General features: G+C 63.4%; 27 protein-coding genes. 14 read left to right on the top strand and 13 right to left on the bottom strand.

Going from position 1 to position 25,957, the window contains the following annotated elements:
• Nucleotides 1–38 precede the first annotated feature (38 nt).
• The 4 genes from WYH_RS06180 to WYH_RS06165 all read left to right on the top strand — a co-directional run bounded on the left by WYH_RS06180 (nt 39) and on the right by WYH_RS06165 (nt 4,805).
• Nucleotides 39–1,097 carry a glycosyltransferase family 4 protein gene (locus WYH_RS06180; protein ID WP_342341750.1) on the top strand — a complete coding sequence of 353 codons (1,059 nt, stop codon included), beginning with the start codon at nt 39–41 and terminating at the stop codon, nt 1,095–1,097.
• Between the two features lie 130 nt (nt 1,098–1,227).
• Complete coding sequence (locus WYH_RS06175; RefSeq protein ID WP_046903145.1) at nt 1,228–2,010, top strand: tetratricopeptide repeat protein; 783 nt, start codon at nt 1,228–1,230, stop codon at nt 2,008–2,010.
• Nucleotides 2,011–2,035: 25 nt separating this feature from the next.
• Nucleotides 2,036–3,385, top strand: coding sequence for an outer membrane protein assembly factor BamB family protein (locus WYH_RS06170; protein ID WP_046903144.1), 1,350 nt, complete (start codon nt 2,036–2,038; stop codon nt 3,383–3,385).
• A gap of 61 nt (nt 3,386–3,446) precedes the next feature.
• Entirely contained in the window at nt 3,447–4,805 is a 1,359-nt protein-coding gene (locus WYH_RS06165) for a methyltransferase family protein (protein ID WP_046904872.1), read from the top strand.
• Nucleotides 4,806–4,808: 3 nt separating this feature from the next.
• Here the strand turns inward: WYH_RS06165 and ubiA are convergent, their stop codons facing one another.
• The gene (ubiA, locus tag WYH_RS06160; protein WP_046903143.1) at nt 4,809–5,711 is read right to left on the bottom strand and encodes a 4-hydroxybenzoate octaprenyltransferase; all 903 of its coding nucleotides are present in this window, start codon (nt 5,709–5,711) and stop codon (nt 4,809–4,811) included.
• A 64-nt stretch (nt 5,712–5,775) separates the two neighbouring features.
• Between ubiA and WYH_RS06155 the strand changes: the two genes are divergently transcribed.
• The 3 genes from WYH_RS06155 to WYH_RS06145 all read left to right on the top strand — a co-directional run bounded on the left by WYH_RS06155 (nt 5,776) and on the right by WYH_RS06145 (nt 8,262).
• Nucleotides 5,776–6,531 (top strand): 16S rRNA (uracil(1498)-N(3))-methyltransferase, encoded by a 756-nt coding sequence (locus WYH_RS06155; RefSeq protein ID WP_046903142.1) that lies wholly within the window; start codon nt 5,776–5,778, stop codon nt 6,529–6,531.
• 59 nt (nt 6,532–6,590) lie between these two features.
• Nucleotides 6,591–7,961 carry a glutamate--cysteine ligase gene (locus WYH_RS06150; protein ID WP_046903141.1) on the top strand — a complete coding sequence of 457 codons (1,371 nt, stop codon included), beginning with the start codon at nt 6,591–6,593 and terminating at the stop codon, nt 7,959–7,961.
• 61 nt (nt 7,962–8,022) lie between these two features.
• Nucleotides 8,023–8,262, top strand: a complete 240-nt coding sequence (locus WYH_RS06145) for a putative quinol monooxygenase (protein ID WP_244877973.1) — start codon at nt 8,023–8,025, stop codon at nt 8,260–8,262.
• Between the two features lie 4 nt (nt 8,263–8,266).
• Here WYH_RS06145 and WYH_RS06140 read toward each other — a convergent pair whose 3' ends face one another.
• On the bottom strand, nt 8,267–8,638 hold the full coding sequence (locus tag WYH_RS06140) for a VOC family protein (RefSeq protein ID WP_046904871.1): 372 nt from the start codon (nt 8,636–8,638) through the stop codon (nt 8,267–8,269).
• A gap of 164 nt (nt 8,639–8,802) precedes the next feature.
• On the opposite strand from WYH_RS06140, the gene soxR reads away from it, so the two are divergent.
• Entirely contained in the window at nt 8,803–9,243 is a 441-nt protein-coding gene (gene soxR, locus WYH_RS06135; protein ID WP_046903139.1) for a redox-sensitive transcriptional activator SoxR, read from the top strand.
• Nucleotides 9,244–9,306: 63 nt separating this feature from the next.
• On the opposite strand, the gene smc is transcribed toward soxR, so the two are convergent.
• The 4 genes from smc to WYH_RS06115 all read right to left on the bottom strand — a co-directional run bounded on the left by smc (nt 9,307) and on the right by WYH_RS06115 (nt 14,848).
• Nucleotides 9,307–12,732 carry a chromosome segregation protein SMC gene (gene smc, locus WYH_RS06130; RefSeq protein ID WP_046903138.1) on the bottom strand — a complete coding sequence of 1,142 codons (3,426 nt, stop codon included), beginning with the start codon at nt 12,730–12,732 and terminating at the stop codon, nt 9,307–9,309.
• Between the two features lie 24 nt (nt 12,733–12,756).
• Nucleotides 12,757–13,512: a DsbA family protein gene (locus WYH_RS06125; protein WP_046903137.1), complete on the bottom strand. Its 756-nt coding sequence runs from the start codon at nt 13,510–13,512 to the stop codon at nt 12,757–12,759.
• A 98-nt stretch (nt 13,513–13,610) separates the two neighbouring features.
• Complete coding sequence (locus WYH_RS06120; RefSeq protein WP_053833430.1) at nt 13,611–14,291, bottom strand: thioredoxin domain-containing protein; 681 nt, start codon at nt 14,289–14,291, stop codon at nt 13,611–13,613.
• Nucleotides 14,288–14,848: a DUF721 domain-containing protein gene (locus WYH_RS06115; protein ID WP_046903136.1), complete on the bottom strand. Its 561-nt coding sequence runs from the start codon at nt 14,846–14,848 to the stop codon at nt 14,288–14,290. The genes WYH_RS06120 and WYH_RS06115 overlap by 4 nt, the downstream gene beginning before the upstream one ends.
• 29 nt (nt 14,849–14,877) lie before the next feature.
• On the opposite strand from WYH_RS06115, the gene WYH_RS06110 reads away from it, so the two are divergent.
• Nucleotides 14,878–15,906 (top strand): A/G-specific adenine glycosylase, encoded by a 1,029-nt coding sequence (locus WYH_RS06110; RefSeq protein ID WP_046903135.1) that lies wholly within the window; start codon nt 14,878–14,880, stop codon nt 15,904–15,906.
• A gap of 29 nt (nt 15,907–15,935) precedes the next feature.
• On the opposite strand, the gene WYH_RS06105 is transcribed toward WYH_RS06110, so the two are convergent.
• Entirely contained in the window at nt 15,936–16,157 is a 222-nt protein-coding gene (locus tag WYH_RS06105) for a hypothetical protein (RefSeq protein ID WP_046903134.1), read from the bottom strand.
• 96 nt (nt 16,158–16,253) lie between these two features.
• On the opposite strand from WYH_RS06105, the gene WYH_RS06100 reads away from it, so the two are divergent.
• Genes WYH_RS06100 through WYH_RS06090 form a run of 3 tightly spaced genes read left to right on the top strand, consistent with a single transcriptional unit; the run spans nt 16,254 to nt 19,140 of the window.
• The gene (locus WYH_RS06100) at nt 16,254–17,567 is read left to right on the top strand and encodes a serine hydrolase domain-containing protein (RefSeq protein WP_235979018.1); all 1,314 of its coding nucleotides are present in this window, start codon (nt 16,254–16,256) and stop codon (nt 17,565–17,567) included.
• Complete coding sequence (gene nudC / locus WYH_RS06095; RefSeq protein ID WP_046904869.1) at nt 17,567–18,445, top strand: NAD(+) diphosphatase; 879 nt, start codon at nt 17,567–17,569, stop codon at nt 18,443–18,445. Before WYH_RS06100 ends, nudC begins: the two co-directional genes overlap by 1 nt.
• Nucleotides 18,442–19,140, top strand: coding sequence for a DsbA family oxidoreductase (locus tag WYH_RS06090; protein WP_046903132.1), 699 nt, complete (start codon nt 18,442–18,444; stop codon nt 19,138–19,140). The genes nudC and WYH_RS06090 overlap by 4 nt, the downstream gene beginning before the upstream one ends.
• Here the strand turns inward: WYH_RS06090 and WYH_RS06085 are convergent.
• Nucleotides 19,137–19,385 carry a hypothetical protein gene (locus WYH_RS06085; protein WP_046903131.1) on the bottom strand — a complete coding sequence of 83 codons (249 nt, stop codon included), beginning with the start codon at nt 19,383–19,385 and terminating at the stop codon, nt 19,137–19,139. The genes WYH_RS06090 and WYH_RS06085 overlap by 4 nt on opposite strands.
• Nucleotides 19,386–19,571: 186 nt before the next feature.
• On the opposite strand from WYH_RS06085, the gene WYH_RS06080 reads away from it, so the two are divergent.
• Nucleotides 19,572–20,393 carry an arylamine N-acetyltransferase family protein gene (locus WYH_RS06080; RefSeq protein ID WP_053833429.1) on the top strand — a complete coding sequence of 274 codons (822 nt, stop codon included), beginning with the start codon at nt 19,572–19,574 and terminating at the stop codon, nt 20,391–20,393.
• Here WYH_RS06080 and WYH_RS06075 read toward each other — a convergent pair.
• Nucleotides 20,362–20,754, bottom strand: a complete 393-nt coding sequence (locus WYH_RS06075; RefSeq protein ID WP_046904867.1) for a DUF1489 family protein — start codon at nt 20,752–20,754, stop codon at nt 20,362–20,364. The two genes, WYH_RS06080 and WYH_RS06075, sit on opposite strands and share 32 nt — an antisense overlap.
• A 99-nt stretch (nt 20,755–20,853) precedes the next feature.
• On the bottom strand, nt 20,854–22,266 hold the full coding sequence (gene mgtE, locus WYH_RS06070; protein WP_046903130.1) for a magnesium transporter: 1,413 nt from the start codon (nt 22,264–22,266) through the stop codon (nt 20,854–20,856).
• 98 nt (nt 22,267–22,364) lie between these two features.
• On the opposite strand from mgtE, the gene WYH_RS06065 reads away from it, so the two are divergent.
• Nucleotides 22,365–22,829, top strand: a complete 465-nt coding sequence (locus WYH_RS06065; protein WP_046903129.1) for a peptidylprolyl isomerase — start codon at nt 22,365–22,367, stop codon at nt 22,827–22,829.
• Between the two features lie 72 nt (nt 22,830–22,901).
• Here the strand turns inward: WYH_RS06065 and WYH_RS16485 are convergent, their stop codons facing one another.
• The 3 genes from WYH_RS16485 to WYH_RS06050 all read right to left on the bottom strand — a co-directional run bounded on the left by WYH_RS16485 (nt 22,902) and on the right by WYH_RS06050 (nt 25,955).
• Nucleotides 22,902–23,879: a nuclear transport factor 2 family protein gene (locus WYH_RS16485; protein WP_156320081.1), complete on the bottom strand. Its 978-nt coding sequence runs from the start codon at nt 23,877–23,879 to the stop codon at nt 22,902–22,904.
• 69 nt (nt 23,880–23,948) lie between these two features.
• Nucleotides 23,949–24,830 (bottom strand): LysR family transcriptional regulator, encoded by an 882-nt coding sequence (locus WYH_RS06055; RefSeq protein ID WP_082347873.1) that lies wholly within the window; start codon nt 24,828–24,830, stop codon nt 23,949–23,951.
• 192 nt (nt 24,831–25,022) lie between these two features.
• On the bottom strand, nt 25,023–25,955 hold the full coding sequence (locus tag WYH_RS06050; protein WP_046903128.1) for a hemolysin family protein: 933 nt from the start codon (nt 25,953–25,955) through the stop codon (nt 25,023–25,025).
• Nucleotides 25,956–25,957 lie beyond the last annotated feature (2 nt).

Raw genomic sequence — 25,957 nt, 5'->3', positions numbered from 1 at the left:
CATTCCTCCTTCGATGCCGGGGGAAGGAATTGCGCTGCGTGCAGTTGATCAACGCATTTGGCGATGCTGCGGAACATGCAATCGTTTCGGCCGATCCGCAGCGGCGCGGCGCGGCCTCCCGTCTTGGAAAGGGGGCACGGGTCAAATGGCCGGTCTTCCCTTCGCTGAAGGGCAAGCCATGGCCGGGGCGCCTGCGCAAGATTGCCGAAGCGATGAGCGGCTATGACCTGATCTGCACCTATAATTGGGGCGCGCTGGATGCGGTGATGGCGCAGACATTGTTCGCCGATGTCTACAAGCTGGCGCCGCTGGTTCATCACGAGGATGGCTTCAACGAGGATGAGAAGAACCGGCTGAAGACGAGCCGCAATCTCTATCGCCGGATCGCGCTGGGCCGGACGGCGGCGCTGGTCGTGCCATCGCGCAATCTTGAACGGATCGCGCTGGAAGTGTGGCAGCAGCCGCGCAGCCGTGTGCGCCTGATCCCCAACGGTATCGACACTGCCGCCTATCTTGCCAGGCCGAAGCGGGATGCCCTGCCGCGGCTGGTCAAGCATCGCGGGGAAAAATGGGTCGGCACCCTGGCCGGATTGCGCAAGGTGAAGAACCTCACCGCACTGGTCCGCGCGGTCAGCAAATTGCCGGAGGAATGGCAGCTTGTCATCGCCGGGGAAGGGCCGGAGCGGGATGCGATCATGGCCGAGGCCGAACGGTGCGGGATCGAGGACCGGCTGCATCTTCCCGGTCACGTGGATCAGCCGGAGAAGCTGGTCGGCCTGTTCGATATTTTTGCCCTGTCATCCCATTCCGAACAATTCCCGATTTCCGTGGTGGAGGCGATGGCCGCCGGCCTGCCGGTTGCCGCGCCGCGCGTGGGCGATGTCGGGTCCATGCTGGCCAGCGAGAATGGCCCCTATCTGGCCGCTGCGGAGGATGAAGAGGGGTTGGCCCGGGCGTTGCAGGAGCTGGCCGGTGACGCTGCCCTGCGCAAGAAAGTGGGCGCCGCGAACCGTGCCCGCGCCAGCGCCGAATATGACGAGGCGCGCATGGTGGAACGGTATCGTGCGCTCTATTGGGGTTTGATGGGCCGCAATTAGCGCCTTCATCCGGCATTCACCCGTCGGGGGACAGGCACCAATCCACAATTGAATTGGACCGCTCATCCGCCTAACAGCGCGGGCCGAGACTTTAACCCGACCCAGAAGCATTTTCCGGAAAAGCGCAACCGTGGCCCTGACACCCGAAGAAGAGAAAAAACGCGCCGAAAAGCTTGCCGCACGCCAGCAGGCCGAAAAGGACATGCTGATGCGCGAGGTCGACGAGGCTGTCCGTCAGGACAAAGTCGGCCAGACAGTCAAGAAATGGGGCATTCCCGTTGGCGTCGCCCTGGTTCTCGGGCTCGCTGCTTTCGGTGGCTGGCTTTTCTGGACGGACCGGCAGGAAGGCGTGCTGGAAGGCAAATCGGAAGAGCTGGTCACCGCACTGGACGAACTGGATGCCGGGCGCGCTTCACAGGCCGATCAGGAATTGGCCGCGCTGATCGGCGAAGGTGCATCCGGCGTTGCGGTTCCCGCCAAGCTGGTGCGCGCCGGTATCGCGTTGCAGGATGGCAAGGCGCAGGAAGCGATCAGGCTGTATGATGAAGTGGCGGCGGACGGCGATGCGCCTGAACCCTATCGCGATCTTGCCGCTGTCCGGTCGGTTGCTGCCAATTACGACAATCTGAAACCGCAGGAAATTATCGACCGGCTGAAGCCGCTGGCCGTGCCCGGCAATCCGTGGTTCGGCAGCGCGGGCGAACTGGTCGGCATGGCCTATCTTGATCAGGACAAGCCCGATCTCGCCGGCCCGCTTTTCGCGGAGATCGCCAAGAGTGACACTGTCCCCGAAACGCTGAAATCGCGTGCGCGCCAACTGGCCGGCCTGCTCGGCTATGACGCGATCGAGGATGTGGACGCGGCTTTGGCCGAAATCCAGCAAGAGGCCGGCCCCGGCGCCGCGGCCCAGTAAGATCGGGATTGAGGGAAATCACACGATGCAGACGGCAAGTTCCATCCGTTCGATAGGCCGGGCCCTGATGGCCGGCGCCCTGTTCGCCGGCCTTTCCGCCTGCGGTGCGCTGGGTGGCGGCAAGGACAAGCCCTCTACGCCGACGGTCGGCAACCGCACGCCGATCCTGTCGCGCATCGCCACCGAAGTGAAGGCCGATCCGGCGCTTGAAGGCGTGTCGGTCGTGGTTCCCACCGCCCGGCGGAATGAAGACTGGGCGCAGGCGGGCGGCACTGCCTCCAATGCGATTGGCCATGTCGAACTGGCGGAACAGCCGGTGCGCGCATGGACCGCTTCGATCCCCGGCTCGAACAAGAAGCGCCGCCTCGCCGCCTCGCCAGTGGTCGGCAATGGCAAGCTGTTCGCGGTCGATACGGATGGCCAGGTTCACGCCTTCAATGCAGAGAATGGATCGCGCCTGTGGACGCACCGGATCGAGGTTGATGGCAATATGCGCGACGTCGCATTTGGCGGCGGCGTCAGCTTCAATGATGGCCGCGTCTATGCCACCAATGGCGCGGGCGACGTGGTGGCCATCAATGCCGAAACCGGCGAACAGATCTGGAAGACCCGCCCGGCAGGCCCGCTGCGCGGCGCGCCAACCGTGGCCTTCAATGCCGTTTACGTGATGACGCAGGATAACCAGATCCATGCGCTGAACATGAATGACGGTTCGCAATTGTGGCAGGAAGCCGCCGCCACCGGCCAGTCCGGCGTGTTCGGCGTGGCCGCCCCCGCGGCCGGGCAGGGCACGGTCATCGCCGGCTATTCGCAGGGCGAAGTGGTTGCCTATCGCTATGAAAATGGCCGCACATTGTGGTCCGACGCGCTGGCCCGCACTTCCATTTCCACCCAGGTTGGCACGCTGACCGATGTGGATGCCGATCCGATCATCGACCAGGGCCGTGTCTATGCGCTGGGCCAGGGCGGACGCATGGCCGCCTATGAACTGGTGACGGGGCAGCGCCTGTGGGAACTGACCCTGGCGGGCATTTCCACCCCTGCCGTGGCCGGTGAATGGATCTTCACCCTGACCAGCGATGCGCGCCTGCTGGCGATTGCCCGCGAAACGGGCCGCGTGCGCTGGGTCACCCAGCTTGAACGCTGGGGCAATCCGGACAAGCGCGAAAAGCCGATCTTCTGGGTGGGCCCCGTGCTGGCGGGCAACAAATTGTGGATCGCCAGTTCCGAAGGCGTGGTGAGTTCCGTCGATCTGCAGACGGGGACGGAAACGCCCTTCACGAAACTGGGTGACGATGTCTCTCTCGCGCCGATCGTCGCCAATGGCACGCTCTACATACTGGACGATGGCGGGAAGATAACCGCCTGGCGCTGAGGCTGGAACGGGGGCGGGGCCATTACCGGCCCCTTAACCCTTAGGACGTAAGCCGCGCGTGATGAACGCGCATTCTAGAACCATGCCCCTGCGCCGGCCGGAGAGCGATGTCTCCTGGCATGTCGGATTTGTCGGGCTGCTGGTGCTGCTGGCCTGGATTGCCTTCTGCCGGTTCTGGCCGGGAATCGTCGATCTGTTCGGCCTGAACGCGCCGCGTGAAGTCATGTCCGGCCCCCATGCGGCGTTGCTGTCCATGGTTCTGGTGGGCATCGCCATGGCGGCCTGGTCCGTATTGGTTGAAAAGGTCCATCGCCGCCCCTCCACGGGTATCGATTGGGACAATGTGCGTCCCCTTTCTCAGATCCGGCGGATTTCCCTGACGAAGCTGGCCGGCCTGTGGGCCACATGGCTGCTGATCGGGGCGTTCTATTGCCTGGGCCGCTGGTATTGGGACGGGCAGTATCTCTTCGCCATGCGCATAATCGGCTGGGCGGCGATACCGATCTTCCTGCTCTCCATTCCCTATATATTCTGGCTGGACCGGCGGATGGTCGATCCGCGCGATCATAGCTGGCATTTCGGGGCCCTGTTGCTGGGCCGGGAAGCCTGGGATCCGGAACAGGTGAAGAAGCACTGGCGGGCCTGGATCATCAAGGGCTTCTTCGGCGCCTTCATGATCTCCATCCTTCCGCCGGGTTTTGCCCATGTGGTCGAAGCCGATTACGGCGCGATCCTGTCCAACCCGGTGGCGCTGGGCACCCATTTGTTCGAACTGCTTTTCGTGGTGGACGTGCAGATCGGGACGGTCGGCTATCTGCTGACCCTGCGCCCGCTGGATGCTCATATACGCAGCGGCAATCCCTTTATCGCCGGCTGGCTGGCGGCGCTGATCTGTTACCCGCCCTTTGTCTATGCCTTCATGGGTAATGGCGGGATGATCCAGTACGAATATAATACGGCGGGCTGGGGATACTGGTTTGCCGGGCAGCCAATCCTGCTGTGGGGATGGGCCGCGATGCTGGTATTCCTGACCGCGATCTACGCCTGGGCGACAGTGGCTTTCGGCATCCGCTTTTCCAATCTTACCTATCGCGGCATCATCACCAACGGGCCCTATCGCTTCACGCGGCACCCGGCCTATCTGTCCAAGAACCTGTTCTGGTGGCTGTCGGTTCTGCCATTCCTCGTCACCAGCGCCTCTGCCGTGGATGCGATTCGCAACACGGTGTTTCTCGGCTGTGTCAGCGCGGTCTATTTCTGGCGTGCCAGGACGGAAGAAGCGCATCTTCTGGCAGAGGATGCGCGCTATGGGCAATATCATGCATGGATGCAGGCGCACGGGCTCATCACCGCGCCGCTGGCACGCCTGCTGGCGGCCGTGCGGCCGGGCCAGCCAGGACGTGCGCAGCCGGCCGAATAATCGTCAGGCGTTGCCGACCACCAGGCAGGCCAGCGCCACCAGCAAACCGGCAAAACGGTTGGAACGGAAACGCGCCAGCGGGTTGTCCGCATCCTCGCCATTCACCGTAAAGGCCTGCCACATCAGGTGGGCCGCCGCGGGGAGCAATGCCAGAAGGGCGATCCAGTCCTGCCGGAACAGCCACAGGGCAAGGCCCCAGAAAGTCAGGGCGAGGCAATAAAAGGCGATGACGCCTTCCTGCACCCGGTTGCCCAGTGTCAGCGCGCTGGATCCGATGCCGACCAGCGCATCATCTTCCCGGTCCTGCAGGGCATAGATCGTATCATATCCGATGCACCAGAAGATCGAACCGGCATAGAGCGCGGCCAGCACGTCCAGCCTGTCCGACCGGAGGGCGACCCAGCCCACCGGCGCGCCCCAGGTGAATACCAGCCCCAGCCATGCCTGCGGAAAGCCGGTGATGCGTTTCATGAAAGGATAAGCGGCGACGAGCAGCAGGCTGCCCAGCGCCACAAGCTGCGCCTCCCACCGTAATTGCAGCAGCACGATCAGACCGATGGCGCATAGCACGAGCAGCCAGACCCAGGCCGCCTTGCGGGAAACCCGGCCACTGGCGACAGGGCGGCTGGCCGTGCGGGCAACCTGCCGGTCCAGATCGGCATCGACAATATCGTTATAGACACAGCCCGCGCCGCGCATGGCGATGCTGCCCAGAAGCAGCCAGGCCAGCAATTGCAATTGCAATCCGGCGCCGGTCAGCCAAACGCCCCATGCGCAAGGCCAGAACAGCAGCCACCAGCCGATCGGGCGATCGAAACGGGCCAGCATGGCATAATCCCGCATCTTCTGCGGCAGCCGCGCCACAAGGCCGCGATGTTCGCTGTCGGGGGTGATCGTATCCGCCATCTCTGGCTCCTGGGCCTGACTCCTGGGCTTGCCTCCTAGCCTCCCGGAAGGATAGTGGCCAGCCATGCCTGCCGCCCCCGCCTGGCCGCCGCGAAGCGCACCGCGCCTGTTCGTCACTGGCCCGCTTGCCGCTGATATGCCCGTCCATGTGGCGGGCAACCAGGCGCATTACCTGACCAAGGTGATGCGCGTGGGGGAAGGCGATGCCGTGATTCTCTGCGATGACGACACAGGCGAATGGGCGGCGAAAGTTCTCTCCTCCAGCAAGCGAAGCGTCGAATTGCAGGCGGTGGAGCGCCTGCGCCCGCGCGAACAAGTGCCCGATTTCTGGCTGTGCCCGGCACTGCTGAAGAAGGACCGCTTCGATCTGGTGCTGGAAAAGGCAACCGAACTGGGCGTGCGGCGCATCGTTCCCGTGCTGACCAGGCGCTGCGTCGCGGACAAGCTCAACCCGGACCGGGCTGGCATGATCGTGACCGAAGCCGCCGAACAATGCGCGCGCACTGCCTTGCCCGAACTGGCGGGGGTGACAAAGCTGGAGGCTCTCCTGCGCGACTGGCCGGAAGACCGGGCGCTGTTCTTTGCTGACGAACTGGGGGGAGAGCCTGCGGCCGAGGCATTTGCCGCGCATTCCGGCCCTGCCGCGCTGCTGATCGGCCCGGAAGGCGGTTTCGACGATGCCGAACGCGAAGCCGTGCGGGCGCTGGGCCAGGCGCGGCCGATCTCGCTCGGTCCGCGAATTCTGCGCGGCGAAACGGCCGCAATTGCCGCCGGTGCAATTTGGATGGCAGTGGCCGGAGACTGGCACAAGCGCGCATAGAAGCGGATAAATGCAAATTGCTCTGGCGCAGCGGCGCGGACTTCCCTAACGGGCTGCGCATGAGCACGCGCAATGCGTCAGCGGGAGAGGAACCGCCTATCGAGCGGTTCGAGCAGCTCGTCGCGCCGATGCAGGCGGGCGAGAAGCCACGCAGTGCGTGGCGCATCGGCACCGAACATGAAAAGCTGGTTTATAAGCGGGATGACAAGCGCGCCCCGTCTTATGACGAAGCCGGAGGTATCCGCGATATCCTGCTGCAATTGCAGGAATTCGGTTGGAAACCGATAGAGGAAAACGGCAAGGTCATCGCCATGAGCGGGGATGACGGCACCGTCAGCCTCGAACCGGCAGGCCAGTTGGAACTGTCCGGCGCGCCGCTGCAAAATCTCCACCAGACCTGCAACGAAACCGGGCGCCACCTGCAACAGGTGAAGGCGATTGGCGAAAAATGCGGCGTCGGTTTCCTCGGTCTGGGCATGTGGCCGGACAAGACGCGCGAAGAACTGCCGGTCATGCCCAAGGGCCGGTACGAGATCATGATGCGGCACATGCCGCGTGTTGGCACGCTCGGCCTCGACATGATGCTGCGCACCTGCACGATCCAGGTGAATCTCGATTATTCATCCGAAGCGGACATGGCGAAGAAGTTCCGCACCGGCCTGGCATTACAGCCGCTGGCCACCGCCCTGTTCGCCAATTCGCCTTTCACGGAGGGCAAGCCCAACGGCTTCCTTTCCTATCGCAGCCATATCTGGTCGGACACCGATCCGCATCGCACCGGCATGTTGCCCTTCGTCTTCGATGAAGGCTTCGGCTATGAACGCTATGTCGAATATATGCTTGATGTGCCGATGTATTTTGTGGTGCGGGAAGGCAAATATATCGATGCTGCGGGCCAGAGCTTCCGCGATTTCCTGGAAGGAAAACTGCCGGCGCTTCCGGGTGAACTGCCCACCGCCAGCGACTGGTGGGATCATCTGTCCACCGCCTTCCCCGAAGTGCGGCTGAAGAGCTTCCTCGAAATGCGCGGCGCCGATGGCGGGCCCTGGGGCCGCATCTGCGCGCTGCCGGCTTTGTGGGTCGGCTTGCTGTATGACGATGCTGCGCTGGATGCGGCGTGGAACCTCGTGAAGAACTGGACGATGGAAGAGCGGGAGGCACTGCGCAATGCGGTGCCCAAGGAAGCGCTCGACGCCTCCGTACCCGGTGGCGGGACTTTGCGCGATCTGGCGCGTGACGTGCTGGAAATAGCCCGCGGCGGCCTGAATGCCCGCGCCGAATATGACGGCAGCGGCGCGAGCGAGGCAGGCTTCATCGCCCCGCTGCAGGAAATCGTCGAGAGCGGAAAAGTGCCCGCACAGCGTCTGCTGGACAAATATCACGGCGAATGGGGCGGGGACATCTCGCGGGTTTACGAAGAGAGCTTCTGATGATCGCGGTCATCGGCCATTTCCGTTTCCGGTGGATATGGTCGAGGCGGCGAGGGAGCCGATGCGGCGGGTGATCGAGGCATCACGGGCCGAACCGGGCTGCCACGCCTACTCCTATGCAGAGGACGTGGCAGAACCGGGTCTGTTTCGGGTCATGGAAATGTGGGATGACCGGGAAGCTTTGGCGGCCCATTTCCAGACCGGCCATATGCGCGAATGGCAGACAAGGCGCACGGAACTGGGCTTCTACGACCGCGATCTGACGCTTTGCGATCTCACGGCGCGCGCTGACCAGATCTAGCGGCTCAGCCGTAATTGACGATCTCGAACTCGATCCCATCCCAGTCCAAGAAATAGAACCGGCGGCCTGGATCGTAATCGTCATGCCCGAACGGTTCCAGCCCATGGGCAATCACGATGCGTTCCGCCTCTTCCAGATCGTCCACCAGCAGGCCGACATGGTTGAGCGGGCGGCCTTTCTCTTGCCCGGCATGGTTGCCCCGGTCCGTGTAGAGCGCGAGATAGGAATATTCCTCGCCCATATGGATCGTTTCGCCGCCATTCATGGCCTCGCCGCGCCAGCGCTCGTGCCAGCCAAACAGGGCTGAGAAAAAGGCGGCCGACCGATCCGGATCGGTAACGGTGAGGTTTACATGTTCGATTCGTCCATGGTGCATATTCATTCTCCTGCAATCCTGTCTCTTTGGCGCGCTCATTGGCCGGATGGCCTTGTGCCGGGCTGACACGTTTCCGAATCGCGCTGTTGCCCCTTCTGCGACCTCAAGCTAAGTTGAGGTCAAGCCTTTGGGGGCAAGTCTGGGGAAAAAGGGGCTGGGACCAGATGACCGAACACCGCTTCATCACGATTGGGCAATTGGCGGAGCGCACGGGCGTCGCCGTCTCAGCGATCCGGTTCTACGAGGAGAAGGGCTTGCTGACCGCGCTGCGAACCAGCGGCAATCAGCGCCGTTTCATGCGATCGGATATTCGCCGCGTCAGCTTCATCCTGATTGCCCAGAAGCTCGGCCTTGCGCTTTCAGAGATCGAGGAACAACTCGCCACATTGCCGCAGGGCCGGGCGCCGACGCTGACTGACTGGCAGGTGATCAGCCGCGGCATGCGCAGCGCGATTGACGAACGTATCAATCTGCTCACCCGGACCCGCAACCAGTTGGACCAGTGCATTGGCTGCGGTTGCCTGAGCCTGCAGAAATGCCAGCTTTACAATAAGGATGACCGCCTGGGCGCCAAGGGGCCGGGGCCGCGTGCCGTGCTGGATTGAACCGGCCGCCGATCATGCATTTCCGGCGTTGATTGCGGCACATGCCGCGATCCGCCTGTGCAATTATTCTGCGGCCAGCAATTCTTCCGCACCGCCCAGATCGACGCTGACCAGGCGGGAGACGCCCCTTTCAACCATGGTCACGCCGAACAGGCGATGCATCCGGCTCATCGTCACGGCATTATGGGTGACGATCAGGTAACGGGTCTGCGTTTCATTCACCATCTGGTCCAGCAGGTCGCAGAACCGATCGATATTGGCATCGTCCAGCGGCGCATCCACTTCGTCCAGCACGCAGATCGGTGCCGGATTGGTCAGGAACAGGGCGAAGATCAGCGCAACTGCCGTCAATGCCTGTTCGCCGCCCGACAGCAACGTCAGCGATTGCAGCTTCTTTCCCGGAGGCTGGGCGAAGATTTCCAGCCCGGCTTCCAGCGGATCGTCGGAATCGATCAGCGCCAGATGCGCCTGTCCGCCTTCGAACAGGCGGGTGAACAGCCGCTGGAAATGTTCGTTCACTTCATTGAACGCGGCGCGCAGCCTTTCACGCCCCTCGCGATTGAGGCTGCCGATCGAACCGCGCAGGCGGTTGACGGCTTCGGCCAGTTCCGCCTGTTCAGCGGCGCTGCTGCCATGCTCTTCCTCGATCTTCGCCAGTTCCTCGGCCGCGACGAGATTGACCGGGCCGATCCGTTCCCGGTCGCTGGAAAGCTTGTCCAGAATCGCGGATTCTTCGGCATGGGCGGCGATGTCCTGCGGTTCGAAATCGAACCGGCTGGCCAGGATGGGCGGCGGGCACTGGAAACGCTCGCCTGAAATACGCGCCATTTCCTCGCGCCGCGATTCCTCGTTCTCGGCCCGTGCTGCTGCGCCGGCCCGTTCTTCGCGAGCCGTGGCCAGTTTCTCGTTCGCCTGGGCAAGCGCGGCATCGGCCTGGCGCGCTTCCTCCGCGATCCGGGCAACATCTGCTTCCGCCTTGGCGAGTTCTGCGGCAAGCCTTTCGCGCACGGCTTCGCCGCCTTCGATCTCGCGCATCAACCCTTCGGGCTTGGCCGCGATGACCACGCGTTCCTCGGCGATTTCCTCGAAACGCTGCTCCATTCCGGATAACCGCCTTGCAGCGTCGCCCGCACGGGCTTGCCAGCCCTTGATATCGGCCTGCTGGGTTCCGACCCGTTCCCGCGCGACGGCGAGCGCCTGATCGTGCGAAGCGAGGGCGGCGGCCGCGGCCTGCATGGCGGTGCGGGCTGCTTCGTTCCTCGCCTGCGCGGCGGCAAGGGTGGCCCGGCCGGTTTCCGGGTCGGGCAGCACGGCTCGCCTTGCTTCGGCGGCTTCCAGATCCTTTTGCGCGGCGGCGCGCTGTTCGGCCAGATCGGCGGCGGATTCATCCAGTTCCGCCAGCCTCGCGGCCAGTCGTTCACGCGCGGCCTCCGCCTGGTCCAGCGCGCGCAGGGCGCCGCGTTCCGCATCGGAAGCCTGCGCAATCTCGCGGTCCCCGGAAATGAGATCCCGCTGCAAGGCCGCGAGCATTTCCTGCAATTCCTGCTGGCGTTTTTCGGCCCGTTCCGCCGCTTCGCGCAAGGGCGGGAGCTGCTTCTCCAATTCTTTGAAGCGGTTTTCCGCCTCCAGCCTTGCCGCTTCGGCTGCGCCTTCGCCGCGGGCGATGAAACCGTCCCAGCGGCGCAAATGGCCGCCGGTCGTGACCAGCCATTCGCCCGGTTTCAGTTCACGCCCGTCATCTGCTGGCACCACATGGACCAGCGCGAGACGCGCGGCGAGCTGGGGAGGGCAGGCGGTGACATGGTCGGCCAGGCTGTCTGCAACCCTGGCCGGCACAGCGGAGCCGGTCCAGAATCGCCCCTCGGCCTCGGCATCGGGCAGGCCCAGAGGTGCCTTGGCATCTCGGCCGAGAACCGCCGCCAGGGCACGTTCATAGCCGGGCGCGGCAGAAAGCCTGTCGATTGCCGGGGGCAGGCCGTGCTTGCCCGAAGCCTGCCTGGCGCGCGCTTCGCGGTCGCGCTTCAGCGCCTGCCATTCACGTTCGATGCCCGCCAGTTCCGCCTTTGCGGAAGAAAGAGCGCTTGATGCTTCGTCGCGCTCTGCGCCGAGTTCGTCCTTGCGGGCGCGCTTTGCCTCGATCGCTTCGCGCAATTCGGCAAGCTTCCTCGATGCCTCCTCCACCGCTGACTGGGCCTCGGCCACCGCCTCATCGGGATCGCCTTGTTCGCCGAGAGAGCGGCGCAGATCGTCCTGGCGCCGGGCTTCCTGGTCCAGCCTTTCGATCCGGCTACGGGCCTGGGCCACTTCGGCTTCGGCTACGCGCCATTCCGCTTCCACTCCGGCGTGATCGGCGGTGGCCCTGGCCAGGGCGAGTTCGGCTGTTCGTGCCGCCCTTTCGGCATCTTCTGTCCGGGCGGCGATTTCCGGTCGGCGCGCTTCATCCGTTTCCAGCGCCTTGCGGCCGGCATTGAGTTCCTGCTCCAGCCGCGAAAGTGCCTCCGCCGCGTCGCGGGTCATCCGGTCCGCTTCGCCGCGATCTTCCTCCAGCCGGGCTTTCTGCCGGTCGAGATCGGCCAGGCGCTGTTCCGCCGCCTCCAACTGGCTGGACAATGCGGCCATGCGGTGCCCATGGGCGCTGCTATCGTCCCGTCGGTCGGCCAGTTCATCCCGCGCCCGGGCCAGATTCTGCGCCAGTTCCGCCTGCGTTTTCTGCGCCTGCGTGGTCGCCGCCTGCATCGCGGCGACATGTGCTTCGGCCTGTTTTGCCTGGGCCCGCGCGGCCTCCGCCGCTGCTGCGGCATCGCGCCAGCGGGCATAGAGCAGGCGCGCTTCCGCCAGAAGTATCTTCTCGCTCAACGCCTTGTAGCGTTCGGCCTGCCGCGCCTGCCGCCGCAGCGAATTCATCTGGCTGTCCAGCCCGGCCATCAGATCTTCCAGCCGCGCCAGATTGGCTTCGGTCTGGCGCAATTTGTTTTCGGCATCGCGGCGGCGTACATGCAGGCCAGCAATGCCTGCCGCTTCTTCCAGCATCATCCGCCGTTCGGCAGGCTTGGCCGCGATGACCTGTGCGATCTTGCCCTGGCTGACCAGTGCCGGGCTGTGCGCGCCCGTGGCGGCATCGGCAAAGACCAGTGTCACGTCCTTGGCCCGGACATCCCGCCCGTTCACACGATAGGCGCTGCCGGCCCCGCGTTCGATCCGGCGGGTGACTTCCAGTTCTTCCCCTTCGCCATCGGTGGCGTGGAGCACAACTTCGGCGAAATCGCGTTGCGGGCGCCGGGCGGTGCCGGCGAAGATCACGTCTTCCATCCCGCCGGAGCGCAGGGATTTGGGCGAATTTTCGCCCATCACCCAGCGGATTGCCTCCAGCAGGTTGGACTTGCCGCAGCCATTCGGCCCGACGACCCCGGTCAGGCCGGGGTCGATGCGCAGTTCGGCCGGTTCGACGAAGCTCTTGAAGCCCGAGAGTTTGAGCTTCCTTATCAGCATCGCGGCCGCTGCTTCATATGCGGATTACCTGGCGCCGGCCTGCTGCAAGGCGGCTTCGACCACTTCCCACGAAGTGCCTTCGATCCGGCTGCCATTGATGAAGAAGGTGGGCGTGCCCGTCACGTCCAGTTCTTCCGACTGTTCTTCCGAACGGGTGAGGATTTCGCGCGCTTCGTCAGGCTGGTTCAGGCACTGGCGCGCCTGATCGCGGCTGACACCGCGGGCGGCAAAGAAATCGAGCATCCCGGTTGCCGCGGCGATGTTCACGAAGCGATCATCGCCCTGGGATTGCATGGCCGCCTGCAATTGCGCCTGGTTTTGCTGCGCCGCATTGGCGAAATCACCCAGGGCGGCCCAGGCCTGGCTGGCCAGCGGATGGAAGGCATCCGGCCCGCTGCAGCGGACCAGCTGGGCAATCGTCAGGTCCAGCGCATCATGGATCTGGTTGCGGATCTCGTAACTGACCACGCCCGTGCTGATCAGTTCTTCCATGGCTGCTGCACTGTCGGCCGAAAAATCGGCGCAGTGGCTGCAAGTGTGGCTGGCATATTCCACCAGCTTGATCGGCGCGTCGGGATTACCCTGACGGAAGCCGCCTTCCGGCGTTTCCGCATTCATTTCGATCCAGCTCTGCCCCTCCGGCGCTTCGATCGCCGCGATCGGTTCACCCGTGGGCGATGCGGCGGTTTCTTCCGCGGTATCGCCGCAGGCGGCAAGCGCCAATGACAGCGGCAGGGCAAGCGAGGCGATCAGCAGGCGGCGGGATGTCGATTGGGTCATGTCTATCCGTGGCATAAGAAGGGGAAGGCTATACGATGGGTGTTTGCAGTTGAAGCGTGGGGATCCTGTTTCCACAGCTTCACCCACAGCGCAAATGCTCAGAAACGGGCCGCGATCTGCGGGGCAAGCATACGCCAGCTATGCGTGCCGGCAAGGATATTGCCGTCAATGGCGAAGGCCGGGGTTCCCTGGATACCGGGCAGCTTCCAGTCACGCGCGGCAATGTCGGCCATTTTCTTCGCCTTTGCTTCATCATTCAGGCAGCGATCCGCTTCCGACCGGGAATAGCCGCGCCGTTCCATGATTTCATAAAAGCCAAGATCGCTGGCAATTGCCCGGCGTGCGGCCGGACGGTCCGTATTGCGCCAGCGCGCCATTTGCGCATCATTCGCCTCCTGGGCCACGGCCATGAATTCGGGCTGGGCGCGCATGAAGGCGGAATGGTTGAGCGGGAATTTGCCCGGCGCGCCGCAATTGGCCAGCATGGCCGCCGTCAGGTCCACCGGATCGCGGATCAGATGGCGGATTTCCAGGCTGGCCTTGCCCGGTTCGACATAAGCGAGCTTCAGCGGATCTTCCCCTTCGCGGGCGAAATCGGCGCATACATGGCAGGTATAGCTGATATATTCGGTCAGCTTCACCTTCGCATCGGGATTGCCGATCAGATGGCCGCCATCCGTAACGGTGACGGTGTTCACCCAGTTGGAACCCGTCGCGCCGCCGGCGAACAATGCACCGGCAACAAGCATGGCCGCCATGGCCATCCGCCTGAAGATCATTCCTGCCCCTCTTCCTTCGCGCCGATGCTTCGAGCCAACGATTCGAGCACGGTCCGTAATTCCGGATCGCCGATATCGCGCAAACTGTCGCCCAGTTCCATGGGTATCGGCTTGAGCGAAGGGGGCGCCTTCGGCTTTGTTTCTGCACGGCCCGGCTGAACCGGACCTTGACGCATCTTCACCCGCGCCACGGCCTTGTAGCCGAAGAAGCGGTTCACGCGTTCGATGATTTCCGGGATCACATGCTGGATCAGCGGCGCATGGGCGGGAAGCACGACAAGCTGCAAAATGCCTTCGCTCTTTTCGCCGGGCGGAAAGCGGATCGATTCCGGTGAACAGACCCTGGCATGTCTTTCGCCCACGATTTCGGGCCAGCGGGTGACGACGCTGGACTGGACGAAACCGAAGCGGCGGAATGCGGCGCGGCCGATCTGCGGAACCAGCTCTGCCACAGGCTTTGCCGGGCCGCCGCGCGGGCGTTCATATGCCTTTGGCTGCCGCCCCTTCCGGGCCCCGGCGCCTTTTGTCCGCCCGCTTTTTGGCTCGTTGCGTTCCATACTGGGCATCCCCATGCCATAGCGGCCGAATGCAGGATAGGGTCTCGCCGCTTTTGCTCGCCTGGTATGATAGCCATGCGCGGGATCTGCCCTGGCGCGTGCCGCCCGGTGGGGGCAGTGCCGATCCGTATCGCGTTTGGCTGTCCGAAGTGATGCTGCAACAGACCACGACTGCCGCCGTTGCACCCTATTTCCGCAAATTCATCGACAAATGGCCTGATGTGGAAGCGCTCGCCGCTGCGCCGGAAGAAGAGATCATGGGCGAATGGGCGGGGCTGGGATATTATTCCCGCGCCCGCAATCTGGTGGCCTGCGCGCGGGCAGTGGCCGAACGCGGCGGCTTCCCCCGAAGCGAACGGGAACTGCGCGAATTGCCGGGGCTGGGCGCCTATACCGCCGCCGCAGTGGCGGCCATCGCCTTTGGCCAGCGCGCAGTAGTGGTGGATGCGAATGTGGAACGGGTGGTGGCTCGCCTGTTCGCGATCGACGATCCTTTGCCCGCTGCCCGCAAGGCGATCCGCGCCGCTGCTGAAACGATCACGCCGGAACGGCGCGCCGGGGATTTCGCGCAGGCAATGATGGATCTGGGCGCGACGATCTGCACGGCGCGCGATCCCAAATGCCTGCTCTGCCCACTGGCGGATCTCTGCCGGGCACGGGAAACGGGGCGCCAGGCGGAACTGCCCGTCAAACCGCCCAGGAAGCCCAAGCCGCATCGGCGCGGCGCCGCCTGGTGGATCGAGCGTGATGGCAAGGTCTTGCTGGTCACACGGCCGGGCAAGGGGATGCTGGGCGGAATGCGGGCCCTGCCCGATGATGGCTGGAGCGCGCGGCGCGATGGATCAGGCGATCCGCCGATGCCGGGGGAATGGAAGAATCTCGGCAGCGTGCAGCATGGCTTTACCCATTTCACGCTGGAACTTTCAGTTATGGCGCTTGCCGGGCAGGCCAGTGGGCCTCTGCCGGAAGGTATCTGGCACGAAATCGGGAAGCTGGAGGATGCAGGCCTGCCGACCCTGTTCGCGAAAGCGGCGTCTCGCGCGCGGGAACGGGGCTGAGGCGGCAATGAAGCCGCCCCGGATGGCGGTCAGATAATCCCGCCACCCAGCATCAGCCGCACCACGGCGATCGCGAACACGATCAGGCAGAAATTGCGCCCGCCATTGCTGCTGGACAGGGCGCCAATGCCGATACCGATCACCGCGATGGGCAGGACAAACCAGTTGCCCCAGCCGAGCAGGGGAATGGTGGAAGGGATCGCCAGCAGCAGGGCGACGATACCGACTAGGATGGAAACGAGATTGAGCATGTGTCTTATATTAATAAGACACCGGGTCATTGCAAGTTTTCTTGGCGGTTTACGCTTGCTACGTTCCGCCGCGAAATAATCCTGGGAGCGGTCGCCTTGTCTCTGTCATCCATTTCCGCGGAATTTTCCCGCCGGTCCTTCATGCGCGGGGCAGGCGCTGTGGGCACCGGCGCGGCCATGCTGAACATTCCCTTCGCCGGACGGGCGCTGGCCGCGTCTCCGGCGGATAGCTGGCCGGGCGTGGAGGCGCTGGTTTCCGATTATGTGCGCCAGCGCAAGGTCGCGAACATGGTCTGTGCGCTGGGCTGGGGGCAGCGGGAAGCCGATTTCATCGCGAAGGGGCGCGACAGTTTTCTGGCAGAGCGGATGGCCGATCCGGATTCGCTTTATCGCATCTATTCCATGACCAAGCCGATCACCGGCATGGCGGCGATGATCCTGGTGGATGAAGGCCGCCTTTCGCTGGATCAGCCGCTGGCGGATCTGCTGCCGAAATTCGCCGATATGCAGGTGCAGAAGATTTATGACGGGGCGATCACGCCGGATAATCTGGAACGGGCGGTTCGGCCGATCACGATCCGCCATCTGCTGACCCATACGGCGGGCCTGGGCTATGGTTCGATGGTGCAGCAGGGGCCGATCGGCGCCGCCTATGCGGAAAAGGGGCTGGTTCCCGGCGCAATATCCCGGATCGAAATTCCGGGCCTGCTGCGCGGTGCCCCGGCGGGAAGCCTGGCCGCTTTCGCTGACCGGCTCGCCGAAATGCCGCTGGTCTATCAGCCGGGCACGCGGTGGAGCTATTCGGTCGGGCTGGATTTGATGGGGCGGGTGATAGAGATCGCGTCCGGCCAGCCATTCGACGCCTTCCTGCAGGAACGGATCTTCGGGCCATGCGGCATGGCCAGCACCTGGTTCCGCGTGCCTGCGGAAGAGAAGTTCCGGCTTACCGCCAATTACTTCCTGCTGGGCGATAATCTTCTGCCGATCGACCAGCCGGGCACATCCATCTATCTCGACCAGCCGGCCTTTCCCTTTGGCGGGGCGGGTCTCGTCTCCTCCCCGCGCGATTATGACCGTTTCCTGATGATGCTGGCCGGTTACGGGGCGATTGATGGCGTCCGGGTGATGAGCGAGAGGGCGGTTCGCATCGGCACTTCGGACCTGTTGCCGGACACGATGCTGCCGGGGGATATCTACCCGGCAACATACGGCTTCGGCGCGGGCGGGCGCGTGGTGCGCACCGCGAATGGGCCGAATTTCGGCTGGTTCGGCGCGGCGGGGACGACTGGCTTCGTGAATATGGGCAGCGGTCTGCGGCAGGGGCAATATTCGCAATATATGCCCGCGCAATTCTATTCGCTTCAGGAAGATTTCCTTGCCGCGGCCGCGCGGGATGCGGGCCGCAGGTGATGGAGATCGCATTCGGCAATCAGCCTCTCGACCGGGCGGACCATCTGCGCACGGATCCGGACAGGCTGGCGCAATTGCGGTCCGGCACCGATGCCCTGTTGCTGAGGCTGGACGGGCTGGCGCCGGAAATTGATGCGGAGGGCGTGCTGCAATGGGCGCCCATTGCCGAAGCGCCGGCCGATGCGGAGCTGGTCTTTCTCGGCCTCAGCAATGGCCGCGCCGCTTTTGCCGCAGTGCCTCCGGCGGGTGATGCCGGCCCGGCCTATGCCCATCGCAAGAGCTGGGACGCCATTGCCCTGATGAGCGCGGGAGATCTGGCCATATATGGCGGCGCGCGCAGCCTGCTGGATTGGCACGCAAGGCACCGTTTCTGCGCCAATTGCGGAGAACGGACCCATCCGGCCAAGGGCGGGTGGCAACGCAATTGCGGCAATTGTTCGGCGCAGCATTTCCCGCGTGTTGATCCCGTGGCGATCATGCTGGTGCAGCATGAGGGGCGTTTGCTGCTGGGCCGCCAGTCGCGCTTTCCCCCGCGCAGCTATTCCGCGCTGGCGGGTTTCGTGGAACCCGGCGAAACGATCGAGGAAGCCGTCGCGCGGGAAACCTTCGAGGAAGCGGGCGTGCGCCTGCGCGATATACGCTACATCGCCAGCCAGCCCTGGCCGTTTCCTTCGCAGCTGATGATCGGCTGTATCGGGCATACGGACGATCCGACCCTTGCCATCGACAAGACGGAAATAGAGGATGCGCGCTGGTTCACGCGCGATGCCGTTGCCGAAGCGATCGCAAGGGGCAAGGAAAGCGCCAGCTTCCTCCCTCCGCCCCGGCAGGCGATCGCGCATTACATGCTGCGCTGGTGGCTGGAGCAATCGATATGACCGGAAAGCCAAGGATCTCCGTCGATATCTGGTCGGACATCATGTGCCCGTGGTGCGCCATCGGCTACACCCAGTTCGCCAGGGCGATCGACCTGCTGGATGGCGAGATGGAGGTGGAAACGCGCTGGATGCCGTTTGAACTCGCCCCTGACATGCCGCAGGAGGGGAAGAGCCAGGCACAGCATCTGGCCGATGTCTATAAACGCACGCCGGATGAAGTGGCGCGGATGCGCGGCCAGATCGAACAAGTGGCTGAACGTGTCGGTTTCCCCATGGTCTTCGATGGGCCGGAAGGCGAACCGGGCATGACCTGGAATACGTTTGAAGCGCACAAGCTGCTGCGCTGGGCACTGGCGGAACAGGGCCCGGCAGCACAAACCCGGCTGAAGCTGGCCCTGTTGCGGGCCCATTTCCAGCAGCGGCGCCCGGTCGGGCAACGCGAAACCCTCCTCGCCATTGCGGGTGAAGAGGGTTTCGATACGGCCGGCGCGGCGCAGGCTCTTGACGATGAAGCGCTGGCCATCGCTGTCAGGCTGGAAGAAAAGCGCGGGCTGGAAGCGGGCATAAATTCCGTGCCCAGCTTTGTCATCAATGGCCGCTATCTGGTGCAGGGAGCGCGCGAGCCGGAAGAATATGCCAATATGCTGCGCAAGGCGGCAGTGATGGCGGCCGGTGGGGAAGTGCGCAACGCCTAGGCGTTATTGCGCTCATCCTGTATTTCCGCACGGGTCTTGGGGCCCTTTTGCGCATCCTCAGCAGGATTGTCCTGTCCCGTGGGGCGTTCGGTGTCTTCCGGATCGGTCGCGCGGTTCAGTTCTGCCCTGGTGCCGACGCGGCGATTCACTTCCCCGCCGGATCGGCTTTGCTGACCTGGCCGGGCCTCCTGCTGCATACGGTCGATCAGATCGTTATCGGGATGGCGGGACTGGCGTTCGGGCATGGTATGTCTCCTCTCTCTCACTCATTCTCTTTCCCATGCAACGGAGCGGGGCAGGCAGATGTTCCAGTGCAGATAGCGTCCTGCGCAGGGAGCGGTGGAGCAATTGCTGACCGAAAGTTGATCGCCGTCGATCCGGCCATCCTCTGCTATAGGCATGGGGCAATATGGCAGGGAAAGAGGTGCGGGATGGAATTGGGCGATTATCTGGCGCGGATCGGGCTGGACCATACAATTCGCCCCGACCTGCCAAGCTTGCAGGCAATGGTCGGCGCGCAGATCGCGGCAGTCCCGTTTGAAAATCTCGACGTGCAGCGCAGCCTCCCGCTCGGCACTTCGCCCGATGCGGCTTGGGCCAAGATCGTCGGGCAGGGCAGGGGCGGCTGGTGTTACGAACAGAATGCCGTGCTTGGCTCCGCCCTGTCGCTGGCGGGCTTTGCCGTGCGGCGGATCGCCTGCGGTGTATTGCGCGAAGAAGGGACGAGCGCGGCAATGGGTGGCCATCTGGCGCTGATCGTCCAATGCGAAGGGCGGGACTGGCTTGTCGATGCCGGTTTCGGATCAAAGCTGGCCGGGCCACTGCCGCTGGAAGAAGGCGCACGGGAAGACAGCCCCTTTCGCGTGTCCCTTGGCAAGACGGCGGATGGAATGTGGCGTTTTACCGAGGAGGGGTGCGGCGCGGCCCCTTTCTGGTTCGATTTCACGGCAGAGGAGGCGGATGAAGAATTGCTTTCCGCCAAATGCGAATGGCAGCGCAGCAATCCCGCATCCAATTTCGTGGGGCGGATGACCATGCAGATCCGCGACGGGGACCGGCACTGGGCGATGCGTGACCGGATCCTGACCATTTCCGCGCCGGAAGGGCAGGAAATAAGGGAGATCCAGCATTTCGAGGAATGGGCCGATCTTGCCCGCAACAGGTTCCGCGTGCCGCTGGACCCGCAGCCGCTCTGGCGCATCGTGATGGAGCGCGAGGCCGCTATACCAGCCCCAGCTTCCCCAGTTCCCTGACCAGCTTGCCCGGCAGCACGTCGCCGCTCATTTCCCCGTCAGCCAGATCGGGGGGCGCATCCTTTTCTTCAAGATAGCGCCAGCCCTGGTGGGCGCGCTTGGCCTTGGGCCGGACGAGGACGAGCTTGGGCGCCAGGCGGATGGTCCAGCGGCCATCGTCGCGTTGCTGGAAACCCAATATCTCGCTGCGCGCGACCAGCGCATGTTCGATGATCCAGTAAAGTGAACCGCCAATCATCTCTTCATGGCGTTTGGGCAGATAGCGCGTGGTCATATGCGCCTCGTCCCCGGATTCGACCCATTTGCGCAGATTTTCGACACTGCCCGAACGATAGGCGATCTTGGTCATGCTGAGCGGCATGATGCCGAGATAGGGATGCCGCAGCGCATTTGCGAGATGCGAGTGGAGGGACAATTGCTTGTGGCTGGAACAGCGTTCCAACTGTTCCAGCGCGCGGGGTCAGGCGACCATGCCGCTCGCCACGGCGAGGCCGAGAAAGGCGAAAAAGCCCATGGAATCGGTGATCATCGTCACGAAGACGCTGCTTGCCACCGCGGGATCCTGCCCCACCCGGTCGAACAGAACGGGCACCGCCACCCCGGCCAGCCCGGCGGTGAGAATATTGATGATCATGGCTGCGGCGATCACGAGGCCCAGCATCGGCGTGAACACGGCCGCCACGCCGATACCGATCACCACGGCCACTGTTGCGCCATTCAGCAGGGCGACGCGGAATTCTCGGCCCAGCATGCGCCGCGTATTGGACCGGGTCAGCTGGTTGGTGGCAATGGCGCGGACAGTCACCGCCATTGTCTGCGTGCCCGCATTGCCGCCGAGAGAAGGCACGATCGGCATCAGAATGGCCAGCGCGGTCAATTGCGCGATGGCCGAATCGAATGTGGCGATGATCACGCTGGCGATCAGGGCGGTGCCCAGATTGGCGACCAGCCAGCGCACGCGCGCCCAATAGGCATCGCGGATCGGTTCGTTGATGTCGCCTTCGCCCGCGCCGCTCATCAGCAGGGCGTCCTCGCCGGCTTCTTCCTGGATGATATGTACGATATCGTCGACGGTCAGCTGGCCGACCAGGCGTCCGCCTTCATCCACCACGGCGGCGGAAATCAGCGCATATTTCTGGAACCGAAGGGCGACTTCTTCCTGGTCCATATCGACCGGGATCAGCGTCTGGTCGCGCAGCATCACGTCGCTCAGCGCGATATGGCGCGGGCAGCGCAGGATCCAGGACAGCTGGCAACTGCCCACCGGGCGGTGGCGATGATCGACGATGAAGACTTCAAAGAATTCCGTCGGCAGATCGTCATTGTCGCGCAGATAATCGATCAGGTCGCCGACGGTCAGGTGTTCCGGCACGGCCACCAGCTCGCGCTGCATCAGGCGGCCAGCGGTTTCTTCCGGATAGGACAGCGCGTTTTCGATGGCCGCGCGGTCTTCCGGTTCCATCTCCGCCAGGATGGCGCGCTGTTCGGCCGGGTCGAGATCCTCGATCAGCTGGACGGCATCGTCCGTATCCAGCTGTTCGGCGATTTCCGCCACCGCTTCGGGTGGCAGCGCCTCGATCATGTCGTCGCGGACATAATCATTCAGCTCGGAGACGACTTCGGCCGTCATCAGATCGGTGATCGCAGCCGCCAGCATGTGGCGCCGTTCCGGCTGCAACAATTCCAGAAGATCGGCGATGTCGGCCGGGTGGAGCGGTTCGACCAGCTCGTAAGCGCGGGATTCGTCGCCTTCGTCGACGGCTTCGATTACCGAATCGACGAATTCCGGTTTCAGCCGGTTTTCCTCGTCGAGCTGTTCGTCTTCCTCGCGGGGAAGCTCCTCTTCCAGCTCTCTGATGTCGTGTTCGGCCATGCCCCCGGTCCTATTCTTGTGCGCCGCAAAAGCAAGCGACGGGTGACAATGCCGCACACTTCCCTATATCGCCCGCGAAACCCGAGAGGAGATCTTAGATGGCCGACGAAAAGCTGACACTGACGCTGGATACCGGAAACGGAAAGGGCGGCGATGTCGTGATCAAGCTGCGTCCCGATCTGGCGCCCGGACATGTCGAACGTATTACCGAACTTGCCAAGGATGGTTTCTATGACGGTGTCGTCTTCCACCGTGTGATCCCCGGCTTCATGGCGCAGGGCGGCGATCCGACCGGCACCGGCATGGGCGGCAGCGACAAGCCCGACCTGAAGGCGGAATTCAACGCCGAACCGCATATGCGCGGCACTTGCTCCATGGCGCGCACCCAGGTTCCCGACAGTGCGAACAGCCAGTTCTTCATCTGCTTCGACGATGCGCATTTCCTGGATGGGCAGTACACCGTCTGGGGCCAGGTCGAGAGCGGGATGGAACATGTCGACGCGCTGCCCAAGGGCGAACCGCCGCAGGAACCGGGCAAGATCGTGAAAGCCACGGTTTCCTGAAACCGGCAGGCAATCGATATGAAAAGGGGCGCCGCGGGGCGCCCCTTTTTATTTGGTCATGCAGATCGACGCCTATTCCTGCTCCGCACTCGGCGCGACATTGCGGCTCATGATCAGCCACTTGCCGTCCTTCTTCACCACATCGTCCACGCCATTGCCTACTGCGGCGACCCTGGGCGGGGTTTCGCTGCCGGCCGGTCCGCCGAACACGGTCTGCCAGTAATAGTGAACCCGGGCCCGGGTGGGGGAAAGGAATTCGATATGCTGGTTGGACATCACATGATGCATCGCGCCGGATAGCTGGCCATCGGCGCGGCGCTTGTCCATGCTGACCTTCATGTCGGAAATCATCTTGTGCAGCGCGTCGCGGCCCTTCGTCGCCTGGAAGGAACCGTCTTCGGTGAACACGGTCACATATTCATCGGCATTCAGCGTATCGGCCGCGCGGACATAGTCCCACATCAGTTTCTCGATCGCGGCGCTTTCCTTCGCTTCCAGCAGCACCGCGTCCACATCCATTGCCTGGGGCGGGGTGCCGGTGGGAAGCGTGGCCGGATCCCAATGTTCGTCCGCCTTGCCGTCAACGAAGCGCCAGGTATCGAACCAGGTCGTGGTGTAGCTCTTCGTCGGATCGTCGGCATAGGGGACTTCGCGCTTGGTCAGCACGGTGACGAAATCATCCTCCGCCTGAACGGCGACGATCGGATTGGTCAGCTTTTCGCAATTTTCCTTCGGCTTGCGCCCCGCAATCTCGATGAAATAACGTTGCACGCCTTCCAGCCCCGAAGCGGCGAGCGGGTTGTGCTGGATATAACGATCCGTCAGCCATTCGCCGGCGCGGCCCCACTGGTCGCATTGCAGCAATTCGCGCATGATGTGCAGCGTTGCCTGCTTGTTGCGGTGAAGTTCGGGATCGCTGCTGGTGAACAGCGATTCCGGATCGGGATGCGCCTCCACCGGATCGCTCAACGCCCGCATCTGGGCGGCGGCTGGTGTGGAAAGGGTGGCCAGCACACTCGCTGCCGCCAGAAGTTTCAGGCTCAGTCTCATCGAATTCTCCCCATTTTGTCCAATTTCCGGGCCGGTCTTTACCATTTGCCCGATTTCGTCTTGTGCCTTCTACAGACCTGCCTTGACCAGCCAGTCGTGGAATATCCGCACCGGGCGGGTTTCCAGATCGACCGGGCGGCAGACAAACCAATAGCTGTATGGGCTTTCGACCTGTAGCCCGTCGAACAGTTTGGCCAGCCGCGGATCGTTGTTCCGGCGCATGTGGTCGTCATGCATCATGGCCACGCCCAGGCCCTGTGCGGCCGCTTCCAGAATCAGCTGGCCGGAATCGTAATGGTCTATCGCGCTTGGTTGCAGCGCTTCGTAACCAAGCGCCTTCTTCCAGGCGTCGAAGCTCAGCGGCATGTCCGTGTGGAGCAGGAAGGTCTGCTTCTCCAGTTCGGGAATGCCGGGGCTGGGGCCGAGTTCTTCTGCCAATGTCTTGTTGCAGATCGCGTGGACGGTGTTCTGGTCCAGCTGGACGCCGTGATAATTGGCGTTCGGTTCCGTCATCAGGATGATCGCCGCATCCAGCGTATCGCCCACCCGGTCGATCAGATGCGGGCCGGTGTCGATGTCGATATGCAGCCGCGGATGCAACTGGCGCAGTTCCGGCAGACGGGGGAACAGGCGCTGCGTTCCGAACAGGGGCAGGACGCCCAGCCGCAGGCGCAGCAATTGCAGATTTTCCGACTGCGCTTCCACCGCCACGGCCAGCGCTTCCAGATGCGGGGCGACTGAATCGTAGAATGCGCGCCCTTCATCGGTCAGCTTCATTGCCTGGCCGGTGCGGGAAAACATCTTCTTGCCGGTGAAATCTTCAAGATTGGCAATCCGGCGGGAAAGGGCGGACGGGCTGAGCCCGAGTTCGTCCGAGGCCGCGCGGGCAGAGCCCAGGCGAACCACACGCACGAAAGCTTCGAGCGCCCTTAAGGGGGGGAGGCGGCGCATCGGATCTAATGTTCAGAAAAATGCAACTGTGTCGAGCTGCTTGTGATGCGCTGCGGGGGAAAATTGGACAGCAAATTCCTCAAATCATTGATATGACGAAATCATATTTTTTGTTGCGCTGCACCAATATTTCCTCCCTTGTGCGTTTTTTGCAACAAACTTCGCTTGCTACCTTTCGCACGTCATACAGCGTCATTCCGTTTCCGGTTCGCTTTCCGCTTCTGGGCGATGGAGCCGCAGCCGGGTGACATGGGTTTCATCCCCGGCAGTGACTTCGATCCGCCAGCCGCTGGGGTGGGTCAGAACCGTGCCGGGTGGCGGCACCTGTTCGGCCAGCACGAAAGCCAGCCCCCCCAGCGTGTCGACCGCTTCCTCGACCTCGGCAATGCGCGGATCGTCGACGATCTTGGCCACGTCGTCCAGTTCCGCCCTGGCATCCGCATCCCACATGCCTTCGCCAATGGCGACCACCAGGTCGATCGGCGCATCGTCATGCTCGTCCTCGATCTCGCCGACGATTTCCTCGACCAGATCCTCGATCGTGATGATCCCGTCCGTGCCGGAAAATTCATCCACCACGATGGCAAGATGAATGCGGCGGGCGCGCATATCGGCCAGCACGTCCAGCGCCCCGCGTGCCTGCGGCACATAAAGCGGTTGGCGCATCAGCACCGTCCAGTCGGAAGGCGGTGCCTTGCCGTGGGCCAGATAGGGAAACACGTCCTTGATGTGGATCATGCCGATTACCTGATCCAGCATGTCGCGATAGACCGGCAGGCGCGAATGGCCGTGTTCGGAAAAGATCCCGATCAGATCGTCCCAGCTGGCATCGGCCGACACGGCGATGATTTCCCCACGGGGAATCGCCACGTCATCGGCATCATGCTCGCTGAAATGCAGCAGATTGCGCAGCATGGTGAGTTCCACCGCCGAAAGATCCCCCTTGCCGGGTATCTGTTCGCCTGAGGCGTGCTCCCCCTCATGCTCGTCAATCGCTTCTTCCAATTGTGCGCGGAGCGAGGTTTCGCCCGCTTCGTCGAAGAATCGTCGGATTGCGTTCCACAATCCGCCCCTACTGTCCGCGTCTCCATTGCTGGAATCGCCCTGTTTCGTAACGTCGGGCATCG

The organism is Croceibacterium atlanticum (assembly GCF_001008165.2).
GTDB classification, from domain to species: Bacteria; Pseudomonadota; Alphaproteobacteria; order Sphingomonadales; family Sphingomonadaceae; genus Croceibacterium_C; species Croceibacterium_C atlanticum.
This window is presented reverse-complemented; position numbering and strand designations above follow the sequence as displayed.